This window comes from Bacteroides celer (genome assembly GCF_002632415.2).
Taxonomy (GTDB): Bacteria; Bacteroidota; Bacteroidia; order Bacteroidales; family Bacteroidaceae; genus Bacteroides.
Window position 1 is genome coordinate 4,012,907 of record NZ_CP178209.1, and the last position, 21,560, is coordinate 4,034,466.

Genomic DNA, 21,560 nt, shown 5'->3' on the forward strand with positions numbered 1-21,560 from the left:
AACATCATGTCCGAGACGGCTTTTCTATACATATAAAGGATTAGAAATTTAGAACTTGTAGTTCACGCTAACGCCAAATACTTTATTGGTACGGCTATAAACGTCTTTATCTACTAATGATGCCATTGATTCAGGCAAACCACCCCGTCGTGGATTTTCTTTGGTATAATCACTGTATGTAGTCCAAAAATAAGCAACATCAAGGCTCAATGCCTGTGTGAAATTAATGCGACCTCCGAAACCTACAGAATAAGAATCACAAGAGAAACTTGTATCTGATTGAAAAGCATCGCTCAATCCGTAGTCTGTTTTCTGATAACCTCCACTGACTGTGAACAGTTTATTGATATCCCATTCAACACCGGCCAAGTACTCGTGTGTACCATGTTTCAGTGTCTTCTGTTTGCCATCCGCCATACCGGCATTCTTATCATCAAAGAAATGGTATTCTACCGACGCTCTCAACGATGGCAAAAATTCATAACTTGCTGCTACAGAAAGCATAGAAGGAAGGTCGCTCGGCGTGTTCACACCATTCGCATAAGGTGCCATAAAATCCGCAGCTGCATCCGGAAACTCACGCGTATGCGTATCATTTTCAATATTCATATTAGCCTTAAATTCGTACTTCGCTGCCAAATTCAACTTTCCGAATTTAGCATCTACACCGATAATAGGCGTCAATCCCCAACCTGTCTGGTCACAATCAAGCTCAATCTTTGTATCATCCAGTTTTTGAAGCAAAGGACCCGATTGTGCCTGAGCTGCCAGAGTTGCTTGTTCCAAACTCATACCAGGATTAGCAGCCATGATTTGTTGTACTATAGCAGCACCCAACTGTTGAGCTACACCCTCTTTCAGACTAATATTTAAGTGCCCCTTATATCCACCAGTAAAATAATTCATACGCGCACCAGCAAAAACAGAGAAGTGTTCATTAATCTTATAACTTGCTCCTAACTGAAAACCATAGATGTACTGACGACCTTCCATAGCCGAATTAATATTGTACATATTAGGTTTCAGCATCCCTCCACTCGCAGAATTTGCCAAACTAATAGCAGCCGCATCAAACATAGGCAATCCTGTGTTGAAAGAAGCTTTTCCACCACCACCTACAATGGCAAAGCTACCGGAAAACGCCCAATCACCTTTTTTATAGACAGCATGTATGGAAGGAATAACGGGAGCAGAAGCCGTCCCTTCATAATTACGCACAGTAGTCTGTCCGTCCATGGTCCATAAAGGACTTGTTGCAGCAATATCACGGGTCTGATATGCACTTTGAATAGTAAGTGCTACTTGAAGACCATCTTTGGGAAGAAATGCCAGTCCGGCAGGATTACTATAAACTCCATCAACATCGATGGAAGCGCCGCGGGCTATCATGCGTAAGAAAGCAGCATTCTGATTCGTATTGGTTAGATAATCTCCGGCAAAAGTTGGAATTGAAACGATCAACATTGCAAGACCAATCAACGAAATTTTTCTCATCTAAATCTTTTTTAAAATTATTTCGGCGCAAAGATATAACAATATTGCACAGGGAGCACATATTTGTGCACTTATTTTCATTTATCCGCCATTTTAATTGAAAAATCAAACTGTTTCTAATGAAACAATCTGTTTTTCGAATGATGGATTGATTAAACAAATTCACCTGTTCCAACGTTTAATATTATATAATTTATAGAATAATATTATGGCCTATACAATTGCATTTTTCGGCACAAAGCCTTATGATGAGTCCTCTTTCAATGACAAAAACAAAGAGTTCGGGTTTGAGATACGCTACTACAAAGGGCATCTGAATAAGAACAACGTACTACTGACACAAGGAGTGGATGCTGTCTGCATCTTTGTGAACGACGTTGCCGACGCAGAAGTAATCCGTGTGATGGCAGCCAACGGAGTAAAACTATTGGCACTACGCTGTGCCGGATTTAATAATGTAGATTTAGATGCTGCCGCCGCTGCCGGAATTACCGTAGTACGGGTTCCTGCCTACTCTCCTTATGCCGTTGCAGAGTACACCGTAGCTCTTATGCTATCGCTAAACCGGAAAATTCCCCGTGCTTCCTGGCGTACCAAAGATGGTAATTTCTCCCTGCACGGTCTGATGGGATTCGATATGCACGGAAAAACAGCAGGCATCATCGGTACAGGAAAAATCGCGAAAATACTGATTCACATCTTAAAAGGGTTTGGAATGAACATATTGGCTTACGACCTCTATCCGGACCATAACTTCGCCTGTGAAGAACAAATAGTTTATACTTCACTGGACGAACTATATCACAATTCGGATATCATCTCTTTGCATTGCCCGCTCACCGAAGCGACCAAGTATCTGATTAACGACTACTCTATCAGCAAAATGAAAGACGGAGTTATGATTATCAATACCGGCCGTGGACAGCTGATTCATACCAATGCATTGATTGAAGGGTTGAAGAACAAGAAAATAGGTTCCGCAGGACTGGACGTATATGAGGAAGAAAGCGAATACTTTTATGAAGATCAATCCGACCGCATCATCGACGATGATGTACTCGCCCGCTTACTTTCATTCAACAATGTGATAGTCACTTCTCATCAAGCTTTTTTCACACATGAAGCGATGGAGAATATTGCGGTGACCACCCTGCAAAACATAAAAGATTTTATCAATCATAAGCCTTTGCTAAATGAAGTGAAGAAATAAAACTTTTAAGCTCCTTTCTTTGTTTACAAAACATATAAACAAATAAGAGAAAGGACAGATTTTATGAAAAAAGTAATACATAAAGCAGATACAAGAGGACATTCCCAGTATGATTGGTTGGATAGTTACCATACTTTTAGTTTTGACGAATACTTCGACTCCAATCGTATCAACTTTGGTGCCCTTCGCGTATTGAATGATGACAAAGTTGCACCCGGAGAAGGTTTTCAGACTCACCCGCATAAGAATATGGAAATCATCTCCATCCCTCTGAAAGGACATCTGCAACATGGAGACAGCAAGAAGAACAGCCGCATCATTACTGTTGGAGAAATTCAGACAATGAGTGCCGGAACGGGAATCTTCCACAGTGAAGTGAATGCAAGCCCTGTAGAACCGGTAGCATTCCTGCAAATCTGGATTATGCCAAGAGAACGGAACACCCGTCCCGTTTATCAGGATTTCAGTATCACAGAGTTGGAACGTCCGAATGAACTGGCAGTCATCGTATCTCCTGACGGCAGTACACCTGCTTCCCTTTTGCAAGACACCTGGTTCTCAATCGGTAAAGTAGAAGCCGGAAAGAAACTGGGTTATCACATGCATCAAAGTCATGCAGGCGTCTATATTTTCCTCATTGAAGGAGAAATTGTAGTAGATGGCGAAGTGTTGAAACGCCGGGACGGTATGGGTGTTTACGATACCAACAGTTTCGAACTGGAGACACTGAAAGATTCACATATTCTATTAATAGAAGTACCTATGTGATTCCATCATTAGAAATTAAGAACTAAAACTGCCAGATAATCTTATGGCGAAATTAAACATAGCAGATATCCGACAGGAATATACGAAAGGCGGGTTGCGGGAAAATGAACTTCCGGGCGACCCGCTTTCGCTTTTCAACCGTTGGCTACAAGAAGCAATTGACGCAGAGGTGGATGAACCAACTGCTGTCATTGTAGGAACCGTATCCCCTGAAGGGAGACCGTCCACGCGTACCGTATTATTAAAAGGGCTCCATGATGGAAAATTTGTCTTCTATACCAATTATGAAAGCCGTAAAGGCAGGCAATTGGCACAAAATCCGTATATCTCCCTCTCTTTTGTGTGGCACGCCCTCGAAAGACAAATACATATAGAGGGAATAGCGACGAAAGTTCCTCCGGAAGAATCGGATGAATATTTCCGGAAACGTCCTTATAAAAGTCGGGTCGGTGCACGAATTTCTCCCCAAAGTCAACCTATAACAAGCCGAATGCAATTAATACGGTCTTTTGTCAGGGAGGCAGCCCGGTGGATCGGAAAAGAAGTGGAGAGGCCCGATAATTGGGGCGGATATGCCGTTACCCCTACAAGGATTGAATTCTGGCAAGGACGCCCCAACCGTCTGCATGACCGTTTTCTATATACCCTGCAACCGGACGGGGAATGGAAAATCAGTCGTCTTGCTCCTTGATTTCGTCGATTTTTCTTGGCAACTCCAACTAGAATACGTAATATTGCAATTATAAAATAGTCAGCTTATGACACTGGATTATATTTATCACAGCGGTTTCGCCATCGAAATGGAAGGTGTAACCGTTATCATCGATTACTACAAAGATTCTTCCGAAACGGAACATAACCGGGGAATCGTACATGATTATCTCCTGCAAAGGCCGGGTAAACTATATGTATTGGCCACCCATTTCCATCCCGACCACTTTAACCGTGAGATATTGACCTGGAAAAAACAACGCCCCGACATTCAATATATTTTCTCCAAAGATATCTTGAAATCCCATCGTGCCAAAGCCGAAGATGCTTTCTATATTAAAAAAGGAGAAACATACGAAGACGAGACAATTCGTATCGATGCTTTCGGCTCAACGGATGTCGGCAGTTCGTTCCTGCTTCACCTGCAAGATTGGAGTATTTTCCATGCCGGCGACTTGAACAACTGGCATTGGAGTGAGGAATCTACTGAAGAAGAGATCCGAAAAGCCAATGGTGATTTCCTTGCAGAAGTTAAATATTTAAAAGAAAAAGCGCCAAACATCGATTTAGTACTATTCCCGGTGGATCGAAGAATGGGAAAAGATTACATGAAAGGGGCAAAACAGTTCATCGAACAAATAAAAACTACTATATTTGTGCCCATGCACTTCAGTGAAGATTATGAGGGGGGAAATGCGCTTCGTAGTTTTGCTGAAAATGCCGGATGCCGTTTTATCAGCATCACCCATCGGGGCGAAAGTTTTGAGATTACCAAATAAACACATGATAATTATGAATAAATTTACGATTCTGTTTCTTACCCTGTTCCTTGCATTGCCGATGGCGATGAAGGCAGATTCTGCAAAAGAGAAGAAAGACGACACCAGGTACCTTGTAGGAGCTGTTCCTGAAGTAGATGGTAAAGTAGTATTTTCCAAAGAGTTCCAGATTCCCGGAATGAGTCAGGCACAAATCTACGACACAATGACAAAGTGGATGGACGAACGTCTGAAAGAAAATAAAAATATTGATAGCCGCATTGTTTTCTCTGACGAAGCAAAGGGAACAATTGCCGGTGTTGGAGAAGAATGGATTGTTTTCAGTTCCAGTGCTCTGTCATTAGACCGTACACTGGTCAACTATCAGATTACCGTTACCTGTAAACCCGGCAACTGCCTAGTAGAGCTTGAGAAAATCCGTTTCACTTATCGCGAAACAGAGAAATACAAAGCGGAAGAATGGATTACTGATAAATATGCGCTCAATAAAGCAAAGACCAAATTAGTGCGCGGCCTGGCTAAATGGCGTAGAAAAACTGTAGACTTCGCAGATGATATGTTTATGGATGTAGCAGTAGCTTTCGGAGCACCTGATACTCGTCCGAAGACAGAGAAAAAGAAGAAAGAAGAAGAGCAACAAACTCCATCAATCGTTGCAGCCGCAGGCCCGATTATCATTGGTGGCACAGATAAAAAGACTGATATTAAAGTGACGACCGCCGAACCCGTTCAAACTACAGTTCCTGCTGCGACTCTCACTCCTGCTACTCCAGTAGGCAAAGCTTCCACAGATATGCCGGGTTATACAGAAATTGATTTGAAACAAATTCCGGGCGAAGTATATGCCTTAATGGGAAGTGGTAAATTAGTAATCAGTATTGGAAAAGATGAGTTCAACATGACCAATATGACTGCAAATGCAGGTGGTGCATTAGGTTATCAATCAGGAAAAGCTGTTGCATATTGCACACTTTCACCCGCCCAACCTTATGAGGCAATAGAAAAGGCAGACAGCTATACACTGAAATTGTATGCCCCGAACCAGACAACTCCTTCAGCTGTTATCGAATGTAAGAAAATGCCTTCACAGACAACTCCGCAAGCCGGACAACCCCGTACCTATGTTGGAGAAATTGTGAAACTCTTAATGAAAAAATAAGGAAAATTGCAACAATGGAAATAAAAAGTAAATTTGACCATTTTAATATCAACGTTACAAATCTGGAGCGGAGTATCGCTTTTTATGAGAAAGCACTCGGCTTAAAAGAACATCATCGGAAAGAAGCATCCGACGGTTCATTCACACTAGTTTACCTGACAGATAATGAAACAGGTTTCCTATTGGAATTGACATGGCTCAAAGATCATATTGCTCCATACGAACTGGGGGAAAACGAAAGTCACCTATGTTTTCGTGTAGCCGGTGATTACGATGCAATCAGGGCCTATCACAAAGAAATGAATTGTGTATGTTTTGAGAACACTGCCATGGGGCTTTATTTCATTAATGACCCGGATGATTACTGGATTGAAATACTCCCACAGAAGTGATTTTATATAAAAAGTGGGGGCAGGATAATTATCCTGCCCCCACTTTTTATGTAGAATATATGATCTATCAAACACATAGTATATATACCTAAAACAACAAATACTATAAATATGTATCCGAAAATAAACACCACCTTGCCAGTTGCTTAATCAGAAAAAAGCCACTCCTCAATGATTAAAAGGCAACCGGATTGATGATCCGTTTATTGCTACAGCCTTTATTTTTTATGTCGGCTAGCTCTTTTCTTCCGGATATCTGCTTTCATCTTCGCTGCACCCGAACCATGTTGTCCACGAATATACGTCGCTTTTTTCGCTTTCGTTTTCACCTTTTCCTCTTCTTTGGGCTTATCTTTCTTACCTTTAAAGACGATTCCACCCATGATTGCTTCTTCTATACTCATATAATCATTGATTAGTATTCAACATTTCCGACGGCAAAGATAACCCTTTTCTGCGGATTTATTTATCTTTGCAGAGTTAACAATCGTAACCACCAATGGCAACAACAACTCTTTCTGCAGAAAAGGACCCGATGGGAACCGCTATTTCTGATTATTTTAATCATCACAGAGCTGATCGTTTGCGGGTATTTTCTTCTCAATTCGAAGAAGATGAAATTCCCGTCAAAGAACTGTTTCGTCGTATACAGTCTATGCCTATACTAGAGCGTACCGCCCTGCAAATGGCTACTGGACGGATTTTGGATGTAGGTGCCGGAAGTGGTTGCCATGCGCTGGCACTTCAGGAAATGGGAAAAGACGTATGCGCCATTGATATTTCTCCTTTATCTGTCGAAGTAATGAAACAACGTGGAGTGAACGATCCCCGCCTCATCAACCTTTTTGATGAAACATTTTCCGAAACATTCGATACAATCCTAATGCTCATGAATGGTTCCGGAATCATCGGACGGCTGAATAATATGCCCGAATTTTTCCAACGGATGAAACGTATTCTCCACCCCGGTGGATGCATATTTATGGATTCCAGTGATTTGCGTTATCTTTTTGAAGAGGAAGACGGTAGCATAGTCATCGATCTGGCCGGAGATTACTACGGAGAGATCGACTTCCAAATGCAATATAAAGATGTAAAAGGAGACACATTCGACTGGTTATATGTAGATTTCCAGACTCTTAGCTTATATGCTTCCGAATGTGGTTTTAAGGCAGAATTGATAAAAGAAGGAAAGCATTACGATTACCTGGTCAAACTTAGCATTGCTTGAAAATGCATCTTCATATAGTGACGGTATACACTCCGGATAGCGTCACTATATAACCAAAATAGTAACGCCATCACATCAGGATAGCGTTACTATTTTTATATACTCATATATGTTCCGTTGGAAACATCTGATGAAGGCTCTCTTTTATTTCAGCATTTCATTAATTGCCTGCACAAGAGAAGCAAACTCTTCCTCATTATATAAACGAGTCAGCTTTACAATTTTCCCTTCCTTATCAATCAACACGTTTCTCGTTATTCCAGATTCACGTAATGCATACTTCGCAAAGATATCAGCTCCCGGATCCAGTCCTAACGGATAAGTGACTCCGGTAGATTTTGCAAAAGCCAGTACTTTGTCAAGCGGTTCGTCACGGTCAATGCCAATCAGAGCAAAGTCTGCATTATTTTTATGCTTCAACCAAATATCCTTCTCGATAAACGGCATTTCTTTACGGCAAACCCCACACCAGCTTGCAGTGAACTGCAACATGACAACTTTACCACGAAGGGAAGATAAACTCACTTGCTTCCCATCTGTCAAGGTAATTGTGAAATCCGGAGCCATCTCTCCTACCCGAACAATATATCCTGTACTATCTGCCTGAACTGATTTTGCATCCGCAGTTACTTCTACACTATCTGTTGCAACTTCAACATTCGCCGTTCCTTTCTTCTGTCCGGAACAAGCCCATATACCTATGGCTAAAAGCGCCACACTACATACATTCATAATTTTCATTTTCATCTAATCATTGGTAACTTTGCAAATATAAAAAAAGTATGCGATGTATTTGCATTTTTAAAAGAAATTCATACCTTTGCACCCGCAAAAGAAAAACGCCTCTTTAGCTCAGTTGGCCAGAGCACGTGATTTGTAATCTCGGGGTCGTTGGTTCGAATCCGACAAGAGGCTCTCCAGAATGAATGCTGTTTATCACATCAGATAAGCAGCATTTTTTATTAATATCTTCTTTAAGATTTTTGCTTACGAAATACTACCATACCCACAGCCAACAAAATCAAAAGAATTCCAATAGCACTATTCAGGGTAAACAGTTCTTTAAAAACAAAGACACCGATCACAACGGCTGTCAGTGGTTCCATCGCACCTAAAATAGAAGTCAGTGTAGGTCCCGCATACTTAATTGCCCGTACCAAAGTTATATTGGAAATAGCCGTAGCCGGCAATGCAAGTCCTAAAATAATCAGCCATATATAACCGTCTGTCACCAGATGAAGCCCGGAAGTTGCCATAGCTCCTATCAGATAGAAAACAGCTCCCATCCCCATAACATAACATGTCAGTACAGTGGAATTGATTTGAGCGGCTCGTGTTGTTCGAACCCCAATGATGTATCCTCCGTAAGAAAAGACAGAAATACAAGCCGCCACCAATCCTACTATTGTATCACCACTTTTCGCCTCCAACTCTCCCGATGACAGTAAAGCAGCACCAAACAAAGACATTAAAACAGCAAGCATCACCAAAAGAGATTTCTTTTCATGAAAGAAAAACATCATTGCCAATGATACAGCCAACGGATACATAAAATGAATAGTCGATGCTACCCCCGTGGCTATATTCTGATAGGCAATGAGCAAACTGAATGAGGTGGTTGCCCGCAACAAACTTAATAAAAAAACGACTAACAAATCTTTCTTTGCCAGCCGGAAATTACATCCCGAACACCATCCAAACAGTGTCAATACAATAGCAGCCACTCCCCAACGATAAGAAAGCACCTCGAAAGCCGAAAAACCAGCTAACAACAGAGTTATAGAAAAAAACGGAGCCAGCCCAAAAGTGGAGGAGGATACCGCCGCATAAAGTATACCTTTAATACGATTCATCGATATATTCAACTAATTCCAGATATTCACAATGCAAAGATTATAAATATTTCTTTAATGCCACCATTAATTTCATTTTTTCAAGCGGCTTAACCAGATATTCATTACAGCCGACCTTTATTGCAGCAATCCGGTCAGAATCGAAAGCATGGGCGGTAAGTGCGACGATAGGTAAGCTAGCATTAAACTTACGTATTTCAGCTGTAGCCTTCAATCCATCCAGTACAGGCATTTTCATATCCATCAACAACAAATCGACATGTTGGCTACGCGCTATTTCCACTGCCTTTTGCCCATTCTCCGCATGCAGTAAATCATAATGATCCTTCAGGATAGTAGACACCAGCTGATAATTACTTTGTATATCTTCAGCTATGAGAATTGTTTTCCGACCGGCACTCTTCTCCATCACTTCGTCATTCGCACCAAACTCTCCTCCGGAGATATTCTCTTCTTTCTTCTCTTCTACCATAGAAAGTGTATCGACTTCACAAGGTAAAAATGCCCAAAACAGCGATCCTTCATTGTGTACCGATTCAAAGCCGACTTTACCTCCCATAGCTTCTGCAATTGCCTTGCAAATAGAAAGTCCAAGTCCGGTACCTTGGGCAAACTCATCAAGTTTCTCAAAACGCTGGAATACTTTTCCTTTTTTATCATCAGCTATACCAATACCGGTATCTTTCACATAAAAATAGACGCCTCCATCCTTACATGCATATCCCATTTTAATAGAACCTTTTGAAGTATATTTGATAGCATTAGTGACATAATTCGTTATAATTTGTGCCACGCGATTACGGTCCAGAGTTACCCGACAACAGTGATAAGGATTGATTTCAGTTAACACGATATCTGGATTCTTCAGGCGCTGCTTCATGGAAGTAAACATGTTTTCAAAATGTTCGGATAAGTCGAACGGTTCGTATTTCAGTTCTACCGAACCGGCTTCCAGCTTGGATAAATCAAGTATATCATTTATCAGTTTTAGCAATAACTCATTATTACTATTAATAATCTGGATATAGTCCGCCTTTTCTTCTTCTCCGGCATAAGCCATCAACTCCGAAAAACCTACAATAGCATTCAAGGGAGTACGGATTTCATGACTCATATTCGCCAGGAACGCAGATTTCAATTTATCAGACTGCTCTGCCTGATGTTTGGCTTCCTGCAATTCCTTAATCATTTTTTCACGCTCCGTTACATCATCCACGCGAATTACAACACCATCCACAGATCCATCTTCAAGAACTACGGGAGTGGCAAACACTTCAACGGTATGCGCACTGTCCAACGAAAACTTCATCTGTTCCGTCTGTAATGAAACAAAAGCACGTTGCATCACACAATTTTCACAGGGAGAAGTACGATTATATGTACTTTTATAGCAAAGTTCACCTTTTTTGTAGGCTTCAAAAGAAAGACTTTTTGAACATAACGAAATATTTTCCCATTGAACCATATATTCCTTCGTGATGTAGGCCAACCCTGAATTCGTATTGTTAAGAACCAGTTCATTCTGTCGTACCAAAGCGTCCTGTATTTCTTTATTCTTTAGTAAGGTCAATTCAGTCTGTTTATAGGAATCGATATTTTGCGTCATACCGAACAAATACTTATAAGGAGCATCGTTCAAAGTTGTGGTTTCAACAAGGCCACGCGTTTCCCACCATTGATACATGCCATCTCCTTTAAAGTCAATGCGATATTCCACATCCCATACACCGCTTCCTAGTTCTACCGCCTTTTGCAAAGTTTCAGCAAACTTTTGTCGGTCATCAGGATGTACGAGAGTCAGATATTTCTCGACCGAATTAATTTCTGATGCCTTTTTCCCATTTTTATCAAAACCTTCACCGAAACTCACCCTGTTCTTAGCCGGCTCAAAAAACCAGGTGAAGGCATTCATCGCTTCCATAGTGACAGTTAACAGCTGTGCACGACGCTTCAGTTCATTTTGTAAACTCTGATCCCAGCGGGTATTTAACAGAAAGCGTTTGCCATCATCTTCAATTATACTTTTGCGAACAATAGTATCATAGCTGCGTCCATCCTTCAGTATAATACGTTCCATGCCGAAATAAGGGTTCCCAGTATTGTATACCTCTAAATCAGTCTTCTGAATACGCTCTACTTCTTCTTCACTCAGCACATCATAAGTAGTTTTATCTTCGCTGGTACCAAACATGAGCTTACTCTCTTCATTGCAAAAAACATAGCGGAAATCATTCTCTACATCTTTGATATGAACAGATAACGGAAGATTATTTAATATATTATAGAAGAACTGCTCCTTTTTCTGCACCTCCGTATTATTCTTTCGGGTACCAACATATTTCAATACCTTCTTATTAGAATCAAATTCATAAGGAGCACCGCTTATCGTACAAAATTGCCAGGTTGAGCTATCCGGTAACATAACCCTGCTATCAAAAGAAAAAGAAAAATCTTCCCCATTGCTCATTCTTTCCATTACTTCAGTAACCTGACTACGGTCATCCGGATGCAAAGTCTCCAGATATAGTGCCATACTAACTGGCTTAGACTGATCGTATCCATTCAGCGGTTCATTATCACTATAAAATAATTTGGCCACTGCATCAAATTCCCAAAACATGATGTTGGCTGCCTTCATAGCAAGCTCCGTTTTCCGGCGACTTTGACGGAGTACCTCTTCACTTTTCACCGTTTCTGTAATATCTTCAAAGATAAAAATGTAATTAACAAACTTGCCATCATTGTCATAAAGAGGATTACCATTACATTTCAAATAGCAGGTCCGGGTACGCGTAGAGAAAAAGCGTTTATCGGTTCTCTGTTTATCGAAATCATACAAAAAACTCATCTGTACCGGAACACAACGACGAACTGCTTCCTTCACCACGTCAGGAACCACAGAATTTTCATTTATGTTGAGTTTATTACCAAGAAGCGTTTGCGAGTCAGCGCCAAAAATTCGGCAGAAGCTTTCATTGCATCTTACCAGAGTGCCATCGGCTGTGAAGAAACCTATTCCAACAGGAAGTGAATTAAATACAGTTAGTAATTGTTTGTGTTCCATTTCTTTATCCTTGAATAACTTAGAAATAAATATTTTATCTCCGCACTATGCAAATATATACACTTTTACGATTATAATATGATTTTATAGCGAAAATATTATTGCCAGGTTATAACATACAATAAGGGGCTATCCACGATATTGTGAATAACCCCTATCTCAAATGACATCCCATATATTATCATTTTAAAAAGTACATTTTAATACTCCTCAATGACTGTATTTCCAAAAATATCCTTTTTAATAATTTTCCCATGACCGTTACCATATTCAATTATTTCGTTTCCAAAAATATCTTTTTTAATAGTTGTTCTATTCCCCTTATCATCCTCGATAATAGTATTCCCAAAGATATCTTTTGTAATCGTCTTTCTATTACCTTTGTCATCGCGAATAATAGTATTTCCCAGAATATCTTTCTCTATAGTTTTTCTATTACCCTTATCGTCCCGGATAATGGTATTTCCTAGAATATCTTCTTCAATAGTCTTTCTATTGCCTCTATCATCACGGATAATGATGTTCCCCAAAATATCCTTTTCAATAGTCTTTCTATTGCCTTTATCATCACGAATGATGATATTCCCTAAGATATCCTTTTCAATAGTCTTTCTATTACCATTATCATCACGGATAATGATATTACCTAAAATATCCTTTTCAACAGTCTCTCTCCCTTGGTCAACTCCCGAATACTCATAATTATCTTCAACAAGATTTGCACCATAGCCCTTTATTATATAAGGAGCCAAAATAAACTGGGCAACAAACAGGATAAATAAAATCTTTTTCATGGCGTTTTTCTTTTGGTTTAGAACAAAAGTAACGCAGGAAAATCAGAATTAATAAGTGAATTCCATAATTGTCAGTAGGGAAAAACCTAAAATAAAAAGGATTAGCGCATGCAGTAACGGTATATCCATAATATACTACCTAATTGGTCCCCAGAATGGTCCCCCAAAAAAGAAATTCCTTGAAAGTACTTGACTTTCAAGGAATTCAAAGTGTTACTTGAGGTTCCTGGCGGATTCGAACCGCCGTACACGGTTTTGCAGACCGCTGACTAAGCCACTCATCCAAGGAACCATTATTTCTCGTTTGCGGTTGCAAAGGTAGTACAAATTTTGAAACTACCAACTATCCGCAGCAATTTTTCTTTGTACTTTTTTTCTTTACATCGCACTCTCCGCGTTTCTTGTCCATCATATCCTTTAGTTCACAGCCACTTACACAGCTGTCACAAGGATTCTGATTTTCTCGCGTACGACGAAAAAAACGAAATATTCCATATATGACGCGGGCAATGCAGAGTACAACCAGTACTCCGACTACCCAATCTTGCCAATTATTCATACAAACAATCCTCCAATCTGATAAACAGCAAATGATACAAGCCAAGCCAATCCCGTTGTGTAACAAGCAGCAAAAAGCGCCCATTTCCAACTACCCGATTCCTGTTTTATAGCCGCTATCGCCGCAATACACGGGAAGTAAATCAATACAAACAACATATAACAGAAAGCAACCAATGGAGTAATCGGAATTCGTTCTGCCAAACTTACTGAATCAGCATCCGGATCATCTGCATATAAGACACCTAATGTACTTACTACCAATTCTTTCGCTCCCACACCGGAAAGCAAGCCAATACCTAGTTTCCAATCAAATCCCAGTGGTTTTATAACTGGCTCTATACCACGTCCCAACTGGCCGATATAAGAATTTTCCTGCTGCTCGGCAACTGTTTCATAAGCATCATGATTCGGATAATACCCCAAGAACCAGATTATAATAGAAGCAATCATAATAATGCCTCCCATCTTTTTCAAATACTGCGCTCCCTTTTCCCATGTGTGACGGAAGATCGATTTTGCTGTCGGCATCCGGTAAGGTGGAAGTTCCATCACAAATGGAGTATCATCACCCTTCACCAGAAACTTGCTAAACAAGCGGGCCATTACCACAGCCAGTACAATACCAATCACATAAATACTTAACAACACCAGACTTGCATTGTTCGGGAAGAAAGCACCCACCAACAATAAATAAATTGGCAGACGCGCACTGCAAGACATCAAAGGATTTACCAACATTGTAATAAGACGGCTCTTCCGGTTCTCAATAGTACGGGAAGCTATAATAGCAGGTACATTGCATCCAAATCCCATAATCAAAGGAATGAATGATTTTCCGTGCAATCCCATTTTATGCATGATTTTATCCATGATAAAAGCTGCACGAGCCATATAACCCGAATCTTCCATAAGAGAAATGCAGAAATACAAAATCAAGATATTCGGCAAAAAGACAATAACCGCTCCTACCCCACCAATAATTCCATCAATCAGCAAATCTTTAAATGGACCTTCCGCCATATTATTGCGTAACAAGTCACCAATCTGCTCGACAAGCCATTCAATCCCCATCATCGGATATTCTCCAATGACAAACGTACCCTCAAACATCAGATACATAAAAAGGAAGAAAATAGGAAATCCCCAGACACGGTGAGTTACGATCGAATCCAGCACTTTTGTTGTCTGCGCCTGCTCCAAGTGATTATCTGTGAATGTCTCCTTCAGTGCACCACTGATAAATCCATATTTAGCATCCGTAATAGCCGATTCACAATCCTCATTCATTGTGTCCTGAACACGCTTCGACATCTTATCACGGACATGGAATATCTCATCCGCATTTGGTAATGTCCGCACAATGCGCTCAATGTCAGGATCATTCTCCAACAATTTAATGGATAGGAAACGGGTAGAATATTTATGACGGATAAATTCGTTTTTGGACACTTCACTTTTTACAGCTTCAATCGCTTTTTCGATATCAGGACCATGATTGATATGAATATGCCGGAAGACACGCCCCGTCTTTTTATGTTCACGTACATAATCTTCCAAATGCTCTTCCTCGTGGTTCTTACGATCTTCCAGAGAATCATGCCATTCGGTCAAATCCTTAAGAACTTCCGGATTCATATTTCCCTGTTTATCAAAGAAGTCTACTCCTTCATACAGATTGATAACAACATGAAACAAGGTATCCAATCCACGATTTTTCTTACTGACAGTAGGCAACATCGGCACCCCGAACAACTTACTCAACAGATGATAATCCAATGTATTTCCACTGGCTTCCAACTCATCATAAATATTCAGAGCTACCACCATGCGGACATTCATATCTATCAATTGAGTAGTCAGATATAAGTTTCGCTCCAGATTAGAGGAATCGACTACATTAATAATCACGTCCGGAGTTTCATCGATAATATGACGACGGACATAGATTTCTTCCGGCGTATAAGCAGACAAAGAATAAGTTCCCGGCAAATCGACAATACGGAAATGATAACCTTCGAAATCAAAATAACCTTCTTTGGCATCCACGGTTACGCCGCTGTAGTTTCCAACATGCTCATGAGCACCGGATGCAAGATTAAATAAAGAAGTCTTGCCACTGTTCGGGTTTCCGACCAAAGCAACATTGATGGTACGGCGTTTACCTAACGCCAACCGTTTCATATCTTCTTCTTTTACTGAAAGGTCTTCAGGCAATCCTTCATGATAAACAGTCTTCTCGGCCAGTTTTTTTGCTTCCTCTTCGCTGATAACTTCGATCATTTCAGCTTCCTGACGACGAAGAGAAATTTCATAACCTAAAACTTTATATTTTATGGGATCTTTTAGCGGAGCATTCAACAGCACTTCAACCGTTTTACCTTTAATGAAGCCCATCTCCACAATACGTTTACGAAAACCACCGTGCCCCAATACCTTTACAATAACACCTTTTTCTCCTGTTTTTAATTCGGACAAACGCATAACTCTCAAAATTTTTGGCAAAGATAATTCATAACTTCGGAGCATGCAAATTATTTAGAATGTTTTTAAATAGCAGCTTTTTTCATCCTCTAAAAGATTCAGAAAAAATAAAAAAACTTATTGATAAACTCGTATCTTTGCAGGTATGATACAACAACGCGTTACAAAATATATAGAAAAGGAACATTTATTCTCACCAGATGATAAAATCCTGGTCGCATTGAGTGGTGGTGCCGACTCGGTGGCATTACTATATATTCTGCATACAGCAGGCTATCATTGCGAAGCCGCACATTGTAATTTCCACCTGCGAGGCAAAGAGTCAGACCGGGACGAGTTATTTGTCCGCCAACTTTGCGAAAGAATGGAAATCCATTTACATACCATTGATTTCAACACGACCCAATATGCAACAGAAAAACATATTTCGATTGAAATGGCCGCACGGGAACTCCGCTACCAATGGTTCGAGAAAATTAGAAAAGAATGTCAGGCAGATGTTGTCGCTGTGGCCCATCACCAGGATGATAGCATAGAAACTATACTACTTAACCTGATTCGGGGAACAGGAATTACCGGTCTGTTAGGAATCCGCCCCCGCAATGGAGCCATCGTACGCCCTCTGCTTTGTATCAACCGCGAAGAAATAATTCGTTACCTGCAAAACATCGGACAAGATTATGTGACAGACAGCACCAATCTGGAAGACGAATATACCCGCAATAAAATTCGGCTCAACCTCCTTCCCCTCATGCAGGAAATTAATCCGTCAGTCAAAAACACTCTGACAGATACGAGTAATTATCTGAATGATGTAGCTACTATATATAATAAATGTATAGAGGAAACTAAAAAGAAAGTCATTACAGCAGAAGGTATCCGAATCAGTGATTTAGTAAAGGAACCGGCACCCGAAGCCATCTTATTCGAAGTCCTGCATCCTCTAGGATTCAATTCCGCACAAATCAAAGATATCGCCCATTCGCTTCATAGCCAACCGGGCAAGCAATTCTGTAGCAAAGAATGGAGAGTGATAAAAGACAGAGAATTCCTATTAATAGAAACAGTTGAATCTGAAAATGAGACTCTTCCTCCTTTTCAAATTATCAAAGAAGAAAAAGAATACACCCCGGATTTTCTCATTCCATGTGAAAAGGAAATTGCCTGTTTTGATGCCGACAAACTGAATGGAGAAATTCATTACCGAAAATGGCAGCCGGGAGACACTTTTATTCCTTTTGGAATGAAAGGAAAGAAAAAAATAAGCGATTATCTGACCGACCGCAAATTTTCTATCAGCCAAAAAGAACGCCAATGGGTACTCTGCTGTGGAGAACACATCGCATGGCTGATAGGCGAACGAACAGACAACCGCTTTCGTATTGATGAAACGACTAAGCGCGTCGTGATTTACAAAATAGTCTGAGGCAACTTCTGTTTCTTGAAGCAATCTGATAACAAAGCTGCAAAAGGAGTTTCATACACCCTTGCTTTCCTAACGCAAGCTTTTACACAAGCGCAACATTTGATACATTTAGCCTCATCCGTATGTAGCTCGTCCCCTTTCGTTATAGCCCCTGCCGGACAACGGACCACACATAACCCGCAATGGGTACACAAATCCTCATCTTCCACCCAAGGAACGCGGGGAAGCGGTGTACCACTTTTACGTAACTTGATGACTTTCCTCAAAAAACGGAACAAGGGAAAGAATGGTTGACTCGGACGTTTGATAGCACGTACATCCACCGGATAAAGGGTATCCATACTATCAGCTGTCTGTATTTTTTCCATGATTTTCTTCCCAAACTCCGCAGCAAAGGCTAAATCCGATTCATCAGGACATCCCACTGCAATCGGGTATTTGTCGGTACTATATGAATGTTCTCCAATAAAAGTTGCCCCGGCAATTACTTTAAATCCGTGAGGAATAGCAAAAGCATCCAGTTCCATTAAAGCTTTTTCATAAGCGCGATTTCCGTAAACCACTACCAAAACGGTAGGAGTATCCACTCCACGGATATACTGCAAACGTTCCATTGCCAAAGGAGCGACATGTCCTCCATACACAGGCACTACAATAATAGCCAAAGAAGATGTAGGAATCACAATTTCATCCGCAATCTGCTGCGTTACATTAATAGGAAAAATATTTTTTATGCCCGTCCCGTGAACAATCGCCTCCGCAACTTGTTTAGATGTGTGTGTAGGCGAAAAATAAATTAAATGAGCTTCATTTACTGTCATACTATTTTCTTTTATGTAGCAAAGATACACTTTTACGTGGAAAAAAATGTTTGATTGTTCATGAAACCAAAAAAAATTATTATCTTTGCCCCGTTGAAACATTCTACGATTCAACATATACATCCCTAATTCAGAATAAAAAACAAAACGTATGCTCGCATATCTGTAGCCATGAGCTGTAGTAATGCTGTCCATAATTCAGCAAAAAAAGAAATATTAATAACTTACCATACTATATGTATAACATTATCCAATTAAACGACAAAAATCTGTCGGAACTTCAAGTTATTGCCAAAGAGTTAGGCATAAAAAAAGCAGACTCATACAAAAAAGAAGACCTTGTTTATAAAATACTCGATGAACAGGCCATTGTAGGAGCTACAAAGAAAGTTGCCGCAGATAAGCTAAAAGAAGAACGCAAAAATGAAGAACAAAAGAAAAAGCGTTCACGGGTAGCTCCTACCAAAAAAGAAGACAAAGTGGTTTCCGCAACAAAGAGTGGAGAGGCTAACAAGACAAAAGAGACCGCTCCTGTAAAAGCTACACCACAACCTTCCAAGAAAGAAGAAAGTACAAACAAAGAAAAAGAAACTGTTGTTGTAGAAGCTAAAGCAGAAAACACTGCTACTCCCAAGCGTAAAGTAGGCCGTCCTCGTAAGAGCTCTGACGCAGAAGAGAAAAAAGAAGTAGAAAATGCAAAACCGGCAGCACCCAAAGTAGTGGAACCTAAACCTGTTGTTGCAGAGAAAGCTACTGGTACTACGGAAAAGCCAGCTCCGGTACAACAGCAAACAGCTGAGAAGAAAGCAAAAAACAAACCAGCTGCAGAAGCAAATAAGCCTGTTGCAGAAACAAATAAACCGGCTACTGAACCTAACAAACCTGTTGTAGAGAAAAAGGTGATAGATAAACCACAAAAGAAAGCTGCACCCGTTATCGACGAGGAAAGCAATATCTTATCCAGCGTTGACGACGATGATTTTATTCCAATCGAAGATCTGCCTTCTGAAAAAATAGAGCTTCCTACCGAATTATTCGGAAAATTCGAAGCTACTAAAACAGAATCAGCACAGACAGCACCGGAACAACCATCTCATCCTCAACAGCAACAACAATCTCAACAGCAGCAGTCCCAGCAGCAACGTCCGCGTATTGTTCGCTCACGCGACAATAACAACGGCAACAATAATGCTAACAACAATGGCAATAACGCCAATAACAACAATAGCAACAATAATAATTTCCAGCGTAACAACAATAACCAGAATCAGGTTCAGAACCCAAATCAAAATCAAAATCAGAACCCGAATCAGAACCAGAACCAAAACCAACAACGCTTACCGATGCCACGTGCCGCTCAGCAGAACAATGCGGGTGAGAACCTTCCGGTACAACAGCAGCAGGAACGCAAGGTTATTGAGCGCGAAAAGCCTTATGAATTCGACGATATTCTCAACGGAGTAGGTGTTTTGGAAATTATGCAGGACGGATACGGATTCCTCCGTTCTTCCGACTATAACTACCTCTCTTCTCCGGACGATATTTATGTATCACAGTCTCAAATCAAACTATTTGGTCTGAAAACCGGTGATGTAGTAGAAGGAGTTATCCGTCCACCCAAAGAAGGAGAAAAATATTTCCCATTGGTAAAGGTTTCGAAGATCAACGGACGTGACGCAGCTTTCGTTCGCGACCGTGTTCCTTTCGAACATCTGACACCTCTCTTCCCGGATGAAAAGTTCAAACTTTGCAAAGGCGGTTATTCAGACTCTATGTCTGCCCGTGTCGTCGATCTTTTCGCTCCTATCGGTAAAGGCCAACGTGCATTGATTGTTGCCCAACCAAAGACAGGTAAGACCATCTTAATGAAAGATATCGCCAACGCTATCGCAGCCAACCACCCGGAAGTTTACATGATTATGTTGCTGATTGACGAACGCCCGGAAGAAGTAACAGACATGGCACGCAGCGTTAATGCAGAAGTAATCGCTTCTACTTTCGACGAACCGGCAGAACGCCACGTAAAAATTGCAGGTATCGTATTGGAAAAGGCAAAACGTCTGGTAGAATGTGGTCACGACGTAGTTATCTTCCTTGATTCTATCACTCGTCTGGCTCGTGCATACAATACAGTATCTCCTGCATCCGGTAAAGTTCTTTCCGGTGGTGTGGATGCAAATGCACTTCATAAACCTAAACGCTTCTTCGGTGCTGCCCGTAATATTGAAAACGGTGGTTCACTGACTATTATTGCTACCGCATTGATCGATACCGGTTCTAAAATGGACGAAGTTATCTTCGAAGAATTCAAGGGTACAGGTAACATGGAGTTGCAGCTCGACCGCAACCTGTCAAACAAACGCATCTTCCCGGCAGTCAACATTACTGCATCCAGCACTCGTCGCGACGACCTGTTGCTTGATAAAACAACTCTTGACCGCATGTGGATATTACGCAAATATCTTGCCGACATGAATCCGATCGAAGCAATGGACTTCGTTAAAGACCGTCTGGAAAAAACCAGAGACAACGACGAATTCCTGATGAGCATGAACAGCTAATCAACAGCAAACTTATAAATAAACGGTGAACAAACTGCGCCATAACAAGTGCAGTTTATTCACCGTTTTCTTTTTCTGTAACCCATTTTATGACTTATCACCTGCCGTTTATCACTTATCATTCAACTCCCATCACCGATAGTTACCCCTAACCGCTTGCCACACCTTTCATTTTTGTACAAAATACTTTCATTTGCGTCCAAAACTACTACCTCGCCCTTTTTTACGTTTCCTTTTTTCCTACTTTTGCTTCCA

General features: G+C 40.7%; 18 protein-coding genes and 2 tRNA genes. 10 read left to right on the plus strand and 10 right to left on the minus strand.

The annotated features are described in order from the left end of the window. Nucleotides 1–48: 48 nt before the first annotated feature. Nucleotides 49–1,494 carry an OmpP1/FadL family transporter gene (locus tag CJF29_RS16450; RefSeq protein ID WP_008648779.1) on the minus strand — a complete coding sequence of 482 codons (1,446 nt, stop codon included), beginning with the start codon at nt 1,492–1,494 and terminating at the stop codon, nt 49–51. Nucleotides 1,495–1,702: 208 nt separating this feature from the next. On the opposite strand from CJF29_RS16450, the gene CJF29_RS16455 reads away from it, so the two are divergent. The 6 genes from CJF29_RS16455 to CJF29_RS16480 all read left to right on the plus strand — a co-directional run bounded on the left by CJF29_RS16455 (nt 1,703) and on the right by CJF29_RS16480 (nt 6,513). Further along, nucleotides 1,703–2,704 carry a 2-hydroxyacid dehydrogenase gene (locus tag CJF29_RS16455; protein WP_099147208.1) on the plus strand — a complete coding sequence of 334 codons (1,002 nt, stop codon included), beginning with the start codon at nt 1,703–1,705 and terminating at the stop codon, nt 2,702–2,704. Between the two features lie 63 nt (nt 2,705–2,767). Continuing rightward, nucleotides 2,768–3,472, plus strand: a complete 705-nt coding sequence (locus CJF29_RS16460) for a pirin family protein (RefSeq protein WP_099147209.1) — start codon at nt 2,768–2,770, stop codon at nt 3,470–3,472. 43 nt (nt 3,473–3,515) lie between these two features. Continuing rightward, on the plus strand, nt 3,516–4,163 hold the full coding sequence (gene pdxH / locus CJF29_RS16465; RefSeq protein ID WP_004300774.1) for a pyridoxamine 5'-phosphate oxidase: 648 nt from the start codon (nt 3,516–3,518) through the stop codon (nt 4,161–4,163). Nucleotides 4,164–4,230: 67 nt separating this feature from the next. Next, a complete protein-coding gene (locus tag CJF29_RS16470) occupies nt 4,231–4,962 on the plus strand; it encodes an MBL fold metallo-hydrolase (protein WP_022200192.1) in 732 nt (243 codons plus the stop codon). A 13-nt stretch (nt 4,963–4,975) separates the two neighbouring features. Beyond that, the gene (locus CJF29_RS16475) at nt 4,976–6,121 is read left to right on the plus strand and encodes a DUF4468 domain-containing protein (RefSeq protein WP_099147210.1); all 1,146 of its coding nucleotides are present in this window, start codon (nt 4,976–4,978) and stop codon (nt 6,119–6,121) included. Nucleotides 6,122–6,135: 14 nt separating this feature from the next. Further along, nucleotides 6,136–6,513: a VOC family protein gene (locus tag CJF29_RS16480; RefSeq protein ID WP_022200194.1), complete on the plus strand. Its 378-nt coding sequence runs from the start codon at nt 6,136–6,138 to the stop codon at nt 6,511–6,513. Between the two features lie 218 nt (nt 6,514–6,731). Here CJF29_RS16480 and CJF29_RS16485 read toward each other — a convergent pair whose 3' ends face one another. Further along, nucleotides 6,732–6,917, minus strand: coding sequence for a hypothetical protein (locus CJF29_RS16485; protein WP_004300779.1), 186 nt, complete (start codon nt 6,915–6,917; stop codon nt 6,732–6,734). Between the two features lie 95 nt (nt 6,918–7,012). Between CJF29_RS16485 and CJF29_RS16490 the strand changes: the two genes are divergently transcribed. After that, nucleotides 7,013–7,744: a class I SAM-dependent methyltransferase gene (locus CJF29_RS16490; RefSeq protein ID WP_099147211.1), complete on the plus strand. Its 732-nt coding sequence runs from the start codon at nt 7,013–7,015 to the stop codon at nt 7,742–7,744. 144 nt (nt 7,745–7,888) lie between these two features. Here the strand turns inward: CJF29_RS16490 and CJF29_RS16495 are convergent, their stop codons facing one another. Beyond that, entirely contained in the window at nt 7,889–8,491 is a 603-nt protein-coding gene (locus tag CJF29_RS16495; protein ID WP_004300781.1) for a TlpA family protein disulfide reductase, read from the minus strand. Nucleotides 8,492–8,585: 94 nt separating this feature from the next. Here CJF29_RS16495 and CJF29_RS16500 point away from each other — a divergent pair. Further along, nucleotides 8,586–8,659, plus strand: a tRNA-Thr gene (locus tag CJF29_RS16500). A 59-nt stretch (nt 8,660–8,718) separates the two neighbouring features. Here the strand turns inward: CJF29_RS16500 and CJF29_RS16505 are convergent. From CJF29_RS16505 to feoB, 6 genes are all read right to left on the minus strand, one after another. Beyond that, nucleotides 8,719–9,597 carry a DMT family transporter gene (locus CJF29_RS16505; protein ID WP_022200196.1) on the minus strand — a complete coding sequence of 293 codons (879 nt, stop codon included), beginning with the start codon at nt 9,595–9,597 and terminating at the stop codon, nt 8,719–8,721. A 40-nt stretch (nt 9,598–9,637) separates the two neighbouring features. Beyond that, a complete protein-coding gene (locus CJF29_RS16510; protein WP_022200197.1) occupies nt 9,638–12,661 on the minus strand; it encodes a PAS domain-containing protein in 3,024 nt (1,007 codons plus the stop codon). Nucleotides 12,662–12,861: 200 nt separating this feature from the next. Further along, complete coding sequence (locus CJF29_RS16515) at nt 12,862–13,455, minus strand: hypothetical protein (RefSeq protein WP_008648786.1); 594 nt, start codon at nt 13,453–13,455, stop codon at nt 12,862–12,864. Between the two features lie 220 nt (nt 13,456–13,675). Then, nucleotides 13,676–13,747 (minus strand) — tRNA-Cys (locus CJF29_RS16520). Between the two features lie 51 nt (nt 13,748–13,798). Continuing rightward, nucleotides 13,799–14,014, minus strand: a complete 216-nt coding sequence (locus CJF29_RS16525) for a hypothetical protein (RefSeq protein ID WP_004300786.1) — start codon at nt 14,012–14,014, stop codon at nt 13,799–13,801. Then, a complete protein-coding gene (gene feoB, locus CJF29_RS16530) occupies nt 14,011–16,497 on the minus strand; it encodes a ferrous iron transport protein B (protein WP_004311369.1) in 2,487 nt (828 codons plus the stop codon). Before feoB ends, CJF29_RS16525 begins: the two co-directional genes overlap by 4 nt. Before the next feature lie 145 nt (nt 16,498–16,642). On the opposite strand from feoB, the gene tilS reads away from it, so the two are divergent. Beyond that, nucleotides 16,643–17,923 carry a tRNA lysidine(34) synthetase TilS gene (gene tilS, locus CJF29_RS16535; protein WP_099147212.1) on the plus strand — a complete coding sequence of 427 codons (1,281 nt, stop codon included), beginning with the start codon at nt 16,643–16,645 and terminating at the stop codon, nt 17,921–17,923. Here the strand turns inward: tilS and CJF29_RS16540 are convergent. Further along, on the minus strand, nt 17,908–18,744 hold the full coding sequence (locus tag CJF29_RS16540) for a 4Fe-4S binding protein (RefSeq protein WP_176553164.1): 837 nt from the start codon (nt 18,742–18,744) through the stop codon (nt 17,908–17,910). The two genes, tilS and CJF29_RS16540, sit on opposite strands and share 16 nt — an antisense overlap. A gap of 236 nt (nt 18,745–18,980) precedes the next feature. Between CJF29_RS16540 and rho the strand changes: the two genes are divergently transcribed. Further along, nucleotides 18,981–21,305: a transcription termination factor Rho gene (rho, locus tag CJF29_RS16545; RefSeq protein WP_099147214.1), complete on the plus strand. Its 2,325-nt coding sequence runs from the start codon at nt 18,981–18,983 to the stop codon at nt 21,303–21,305. Nucleotides 21,306–21,560: the final 255 nt, after the last annotated feature.

Excerpts from the sequence above, each read along its gene's own strand:
- CJF29_RS16485 (WP_004300779.1), bottom strand. The coding sequence starts at position 6,917 with ATGAGTATAGAAGAAGCAATCATGGGTGGAATCGTCTTTAAAGGTAAG.
- CJF29_RS16450 (WP_008648779.1), bottom strand. The coding sequence starts at position 1,494 with ATGAGAAAAATTTCGTTGATTGGTCTTGCAATGTTGATCGTTTCAATT.
- CJF29_RS16475 (WP_099147210.1), top strand. The coding sequence starts at position 4,976 with ATGAATAAATTTACGATTCTGTTTCTTACCCTGTTCCTTGCATTGCCG.
- CJF29_RS16480 (WP_022200194.1), top strand. The coding sequence starts at position 6,136 with ATGGAAATAAAAAGTAAATTTGACCATTTTAATATCAACGTTACAAAT.
- feoB (WP_004311369.1), bottom strand. The coding sequence starts at position 16,497 with ATGCGTTTGTCCGAATTAAAAACAGGAGAAAAAGGTGTTATTGTAAAG.
- CJF29_RS16455 (WP_099147208.1), top strand. The coding sequence starts at position 1,703 with ATGGCCTATACAATTGCATTTTTCGGCACAAAGCCTTATGATGAGTCC.
- CJF29_RS16525 (WP_004300786.1), bottom strand. The coding sequence starts at position 14,014 with ATGAATAATTGGCAAGATTGGGTAGTCGGAGTACTGGTTGTACTCTGC.
- CJF29_RS16510 (WP_022200197.1), bottom strand. The coding sequence starts at position 12,661 with ATGGAACACAAACAATTACTAACTGTATTTAATTCACTTCCTGTTGGA.
- CJF29_RS16460 (WP_099147209.1), top strand. The coding sequence starts at position 2,768 with ATGAAAAAAGTAATACATAAAGCAGATACAAGAGGACATTCCCAGTAT.
- rho (WP_099147214.1), top strand. The coding sequence starts at position 18,981 with ATGTATAACATTATCCAATTAAACGACAAAAATCTGTCGGAACTTCAA.
- CJF29_RS16515 (WP_008648786.1), bottom strand. The coding sequence starts at position 13,455 with ATGAAAAAGATTTTATTTATCCTGTTTGTTGCCCAGTTTATTTTGGCT.
- pdxH (WP_004300774.1), top strand. The coding sequence starts at position 3,516 with ATGGCGAAATTAAACATAGCAGATATCCGACAGGAATATACGAAAGGC.
- tilS (WP_099147212.1), top strand. The coding sequence starts at position 16,643 with ATGATACAACAACGCGTTACAAAATATATAGAAAAGGAACATTTATTC.
- CJF29_RS16540 (WP_176553164.1), bottom strand. The coding sequence starts at position 18,744 with ATGACAGTAAATGAAGCTCATTTAATTTATTTTTCGCCTACACACACA.
- CJF29_RS16470 (WP_022200192.1), top strand. The coding sequence starts at position 4,231 with ATGACACTGGATTATATTTATCACAGCGGTTTCGCCATCGAAATGGAA.
- CJF29_RS16505 (WP_022200196.1), bottom strand. The coding sequence starts at position 9,597 with ATGAATCGTATTAAAGGTATACTTTATGCGGCGGTATCCTCCTCCACT.
- CJF29_RS16490 (WP_099147211.1), top strand. The coding sequence starts at position 7,013 with ATGGCAACAACAACTCTTTCTGCAGAAAAGGACCCGATGGGAACCGCT.
- CJF29_RS16495 (WP_004300781.1), bottom strand. The coding sequence starts at position 8,491 with ATGAAAATGAAAATTATGAATGTATGTAGTGTGGCGCTTTTAGCCATA.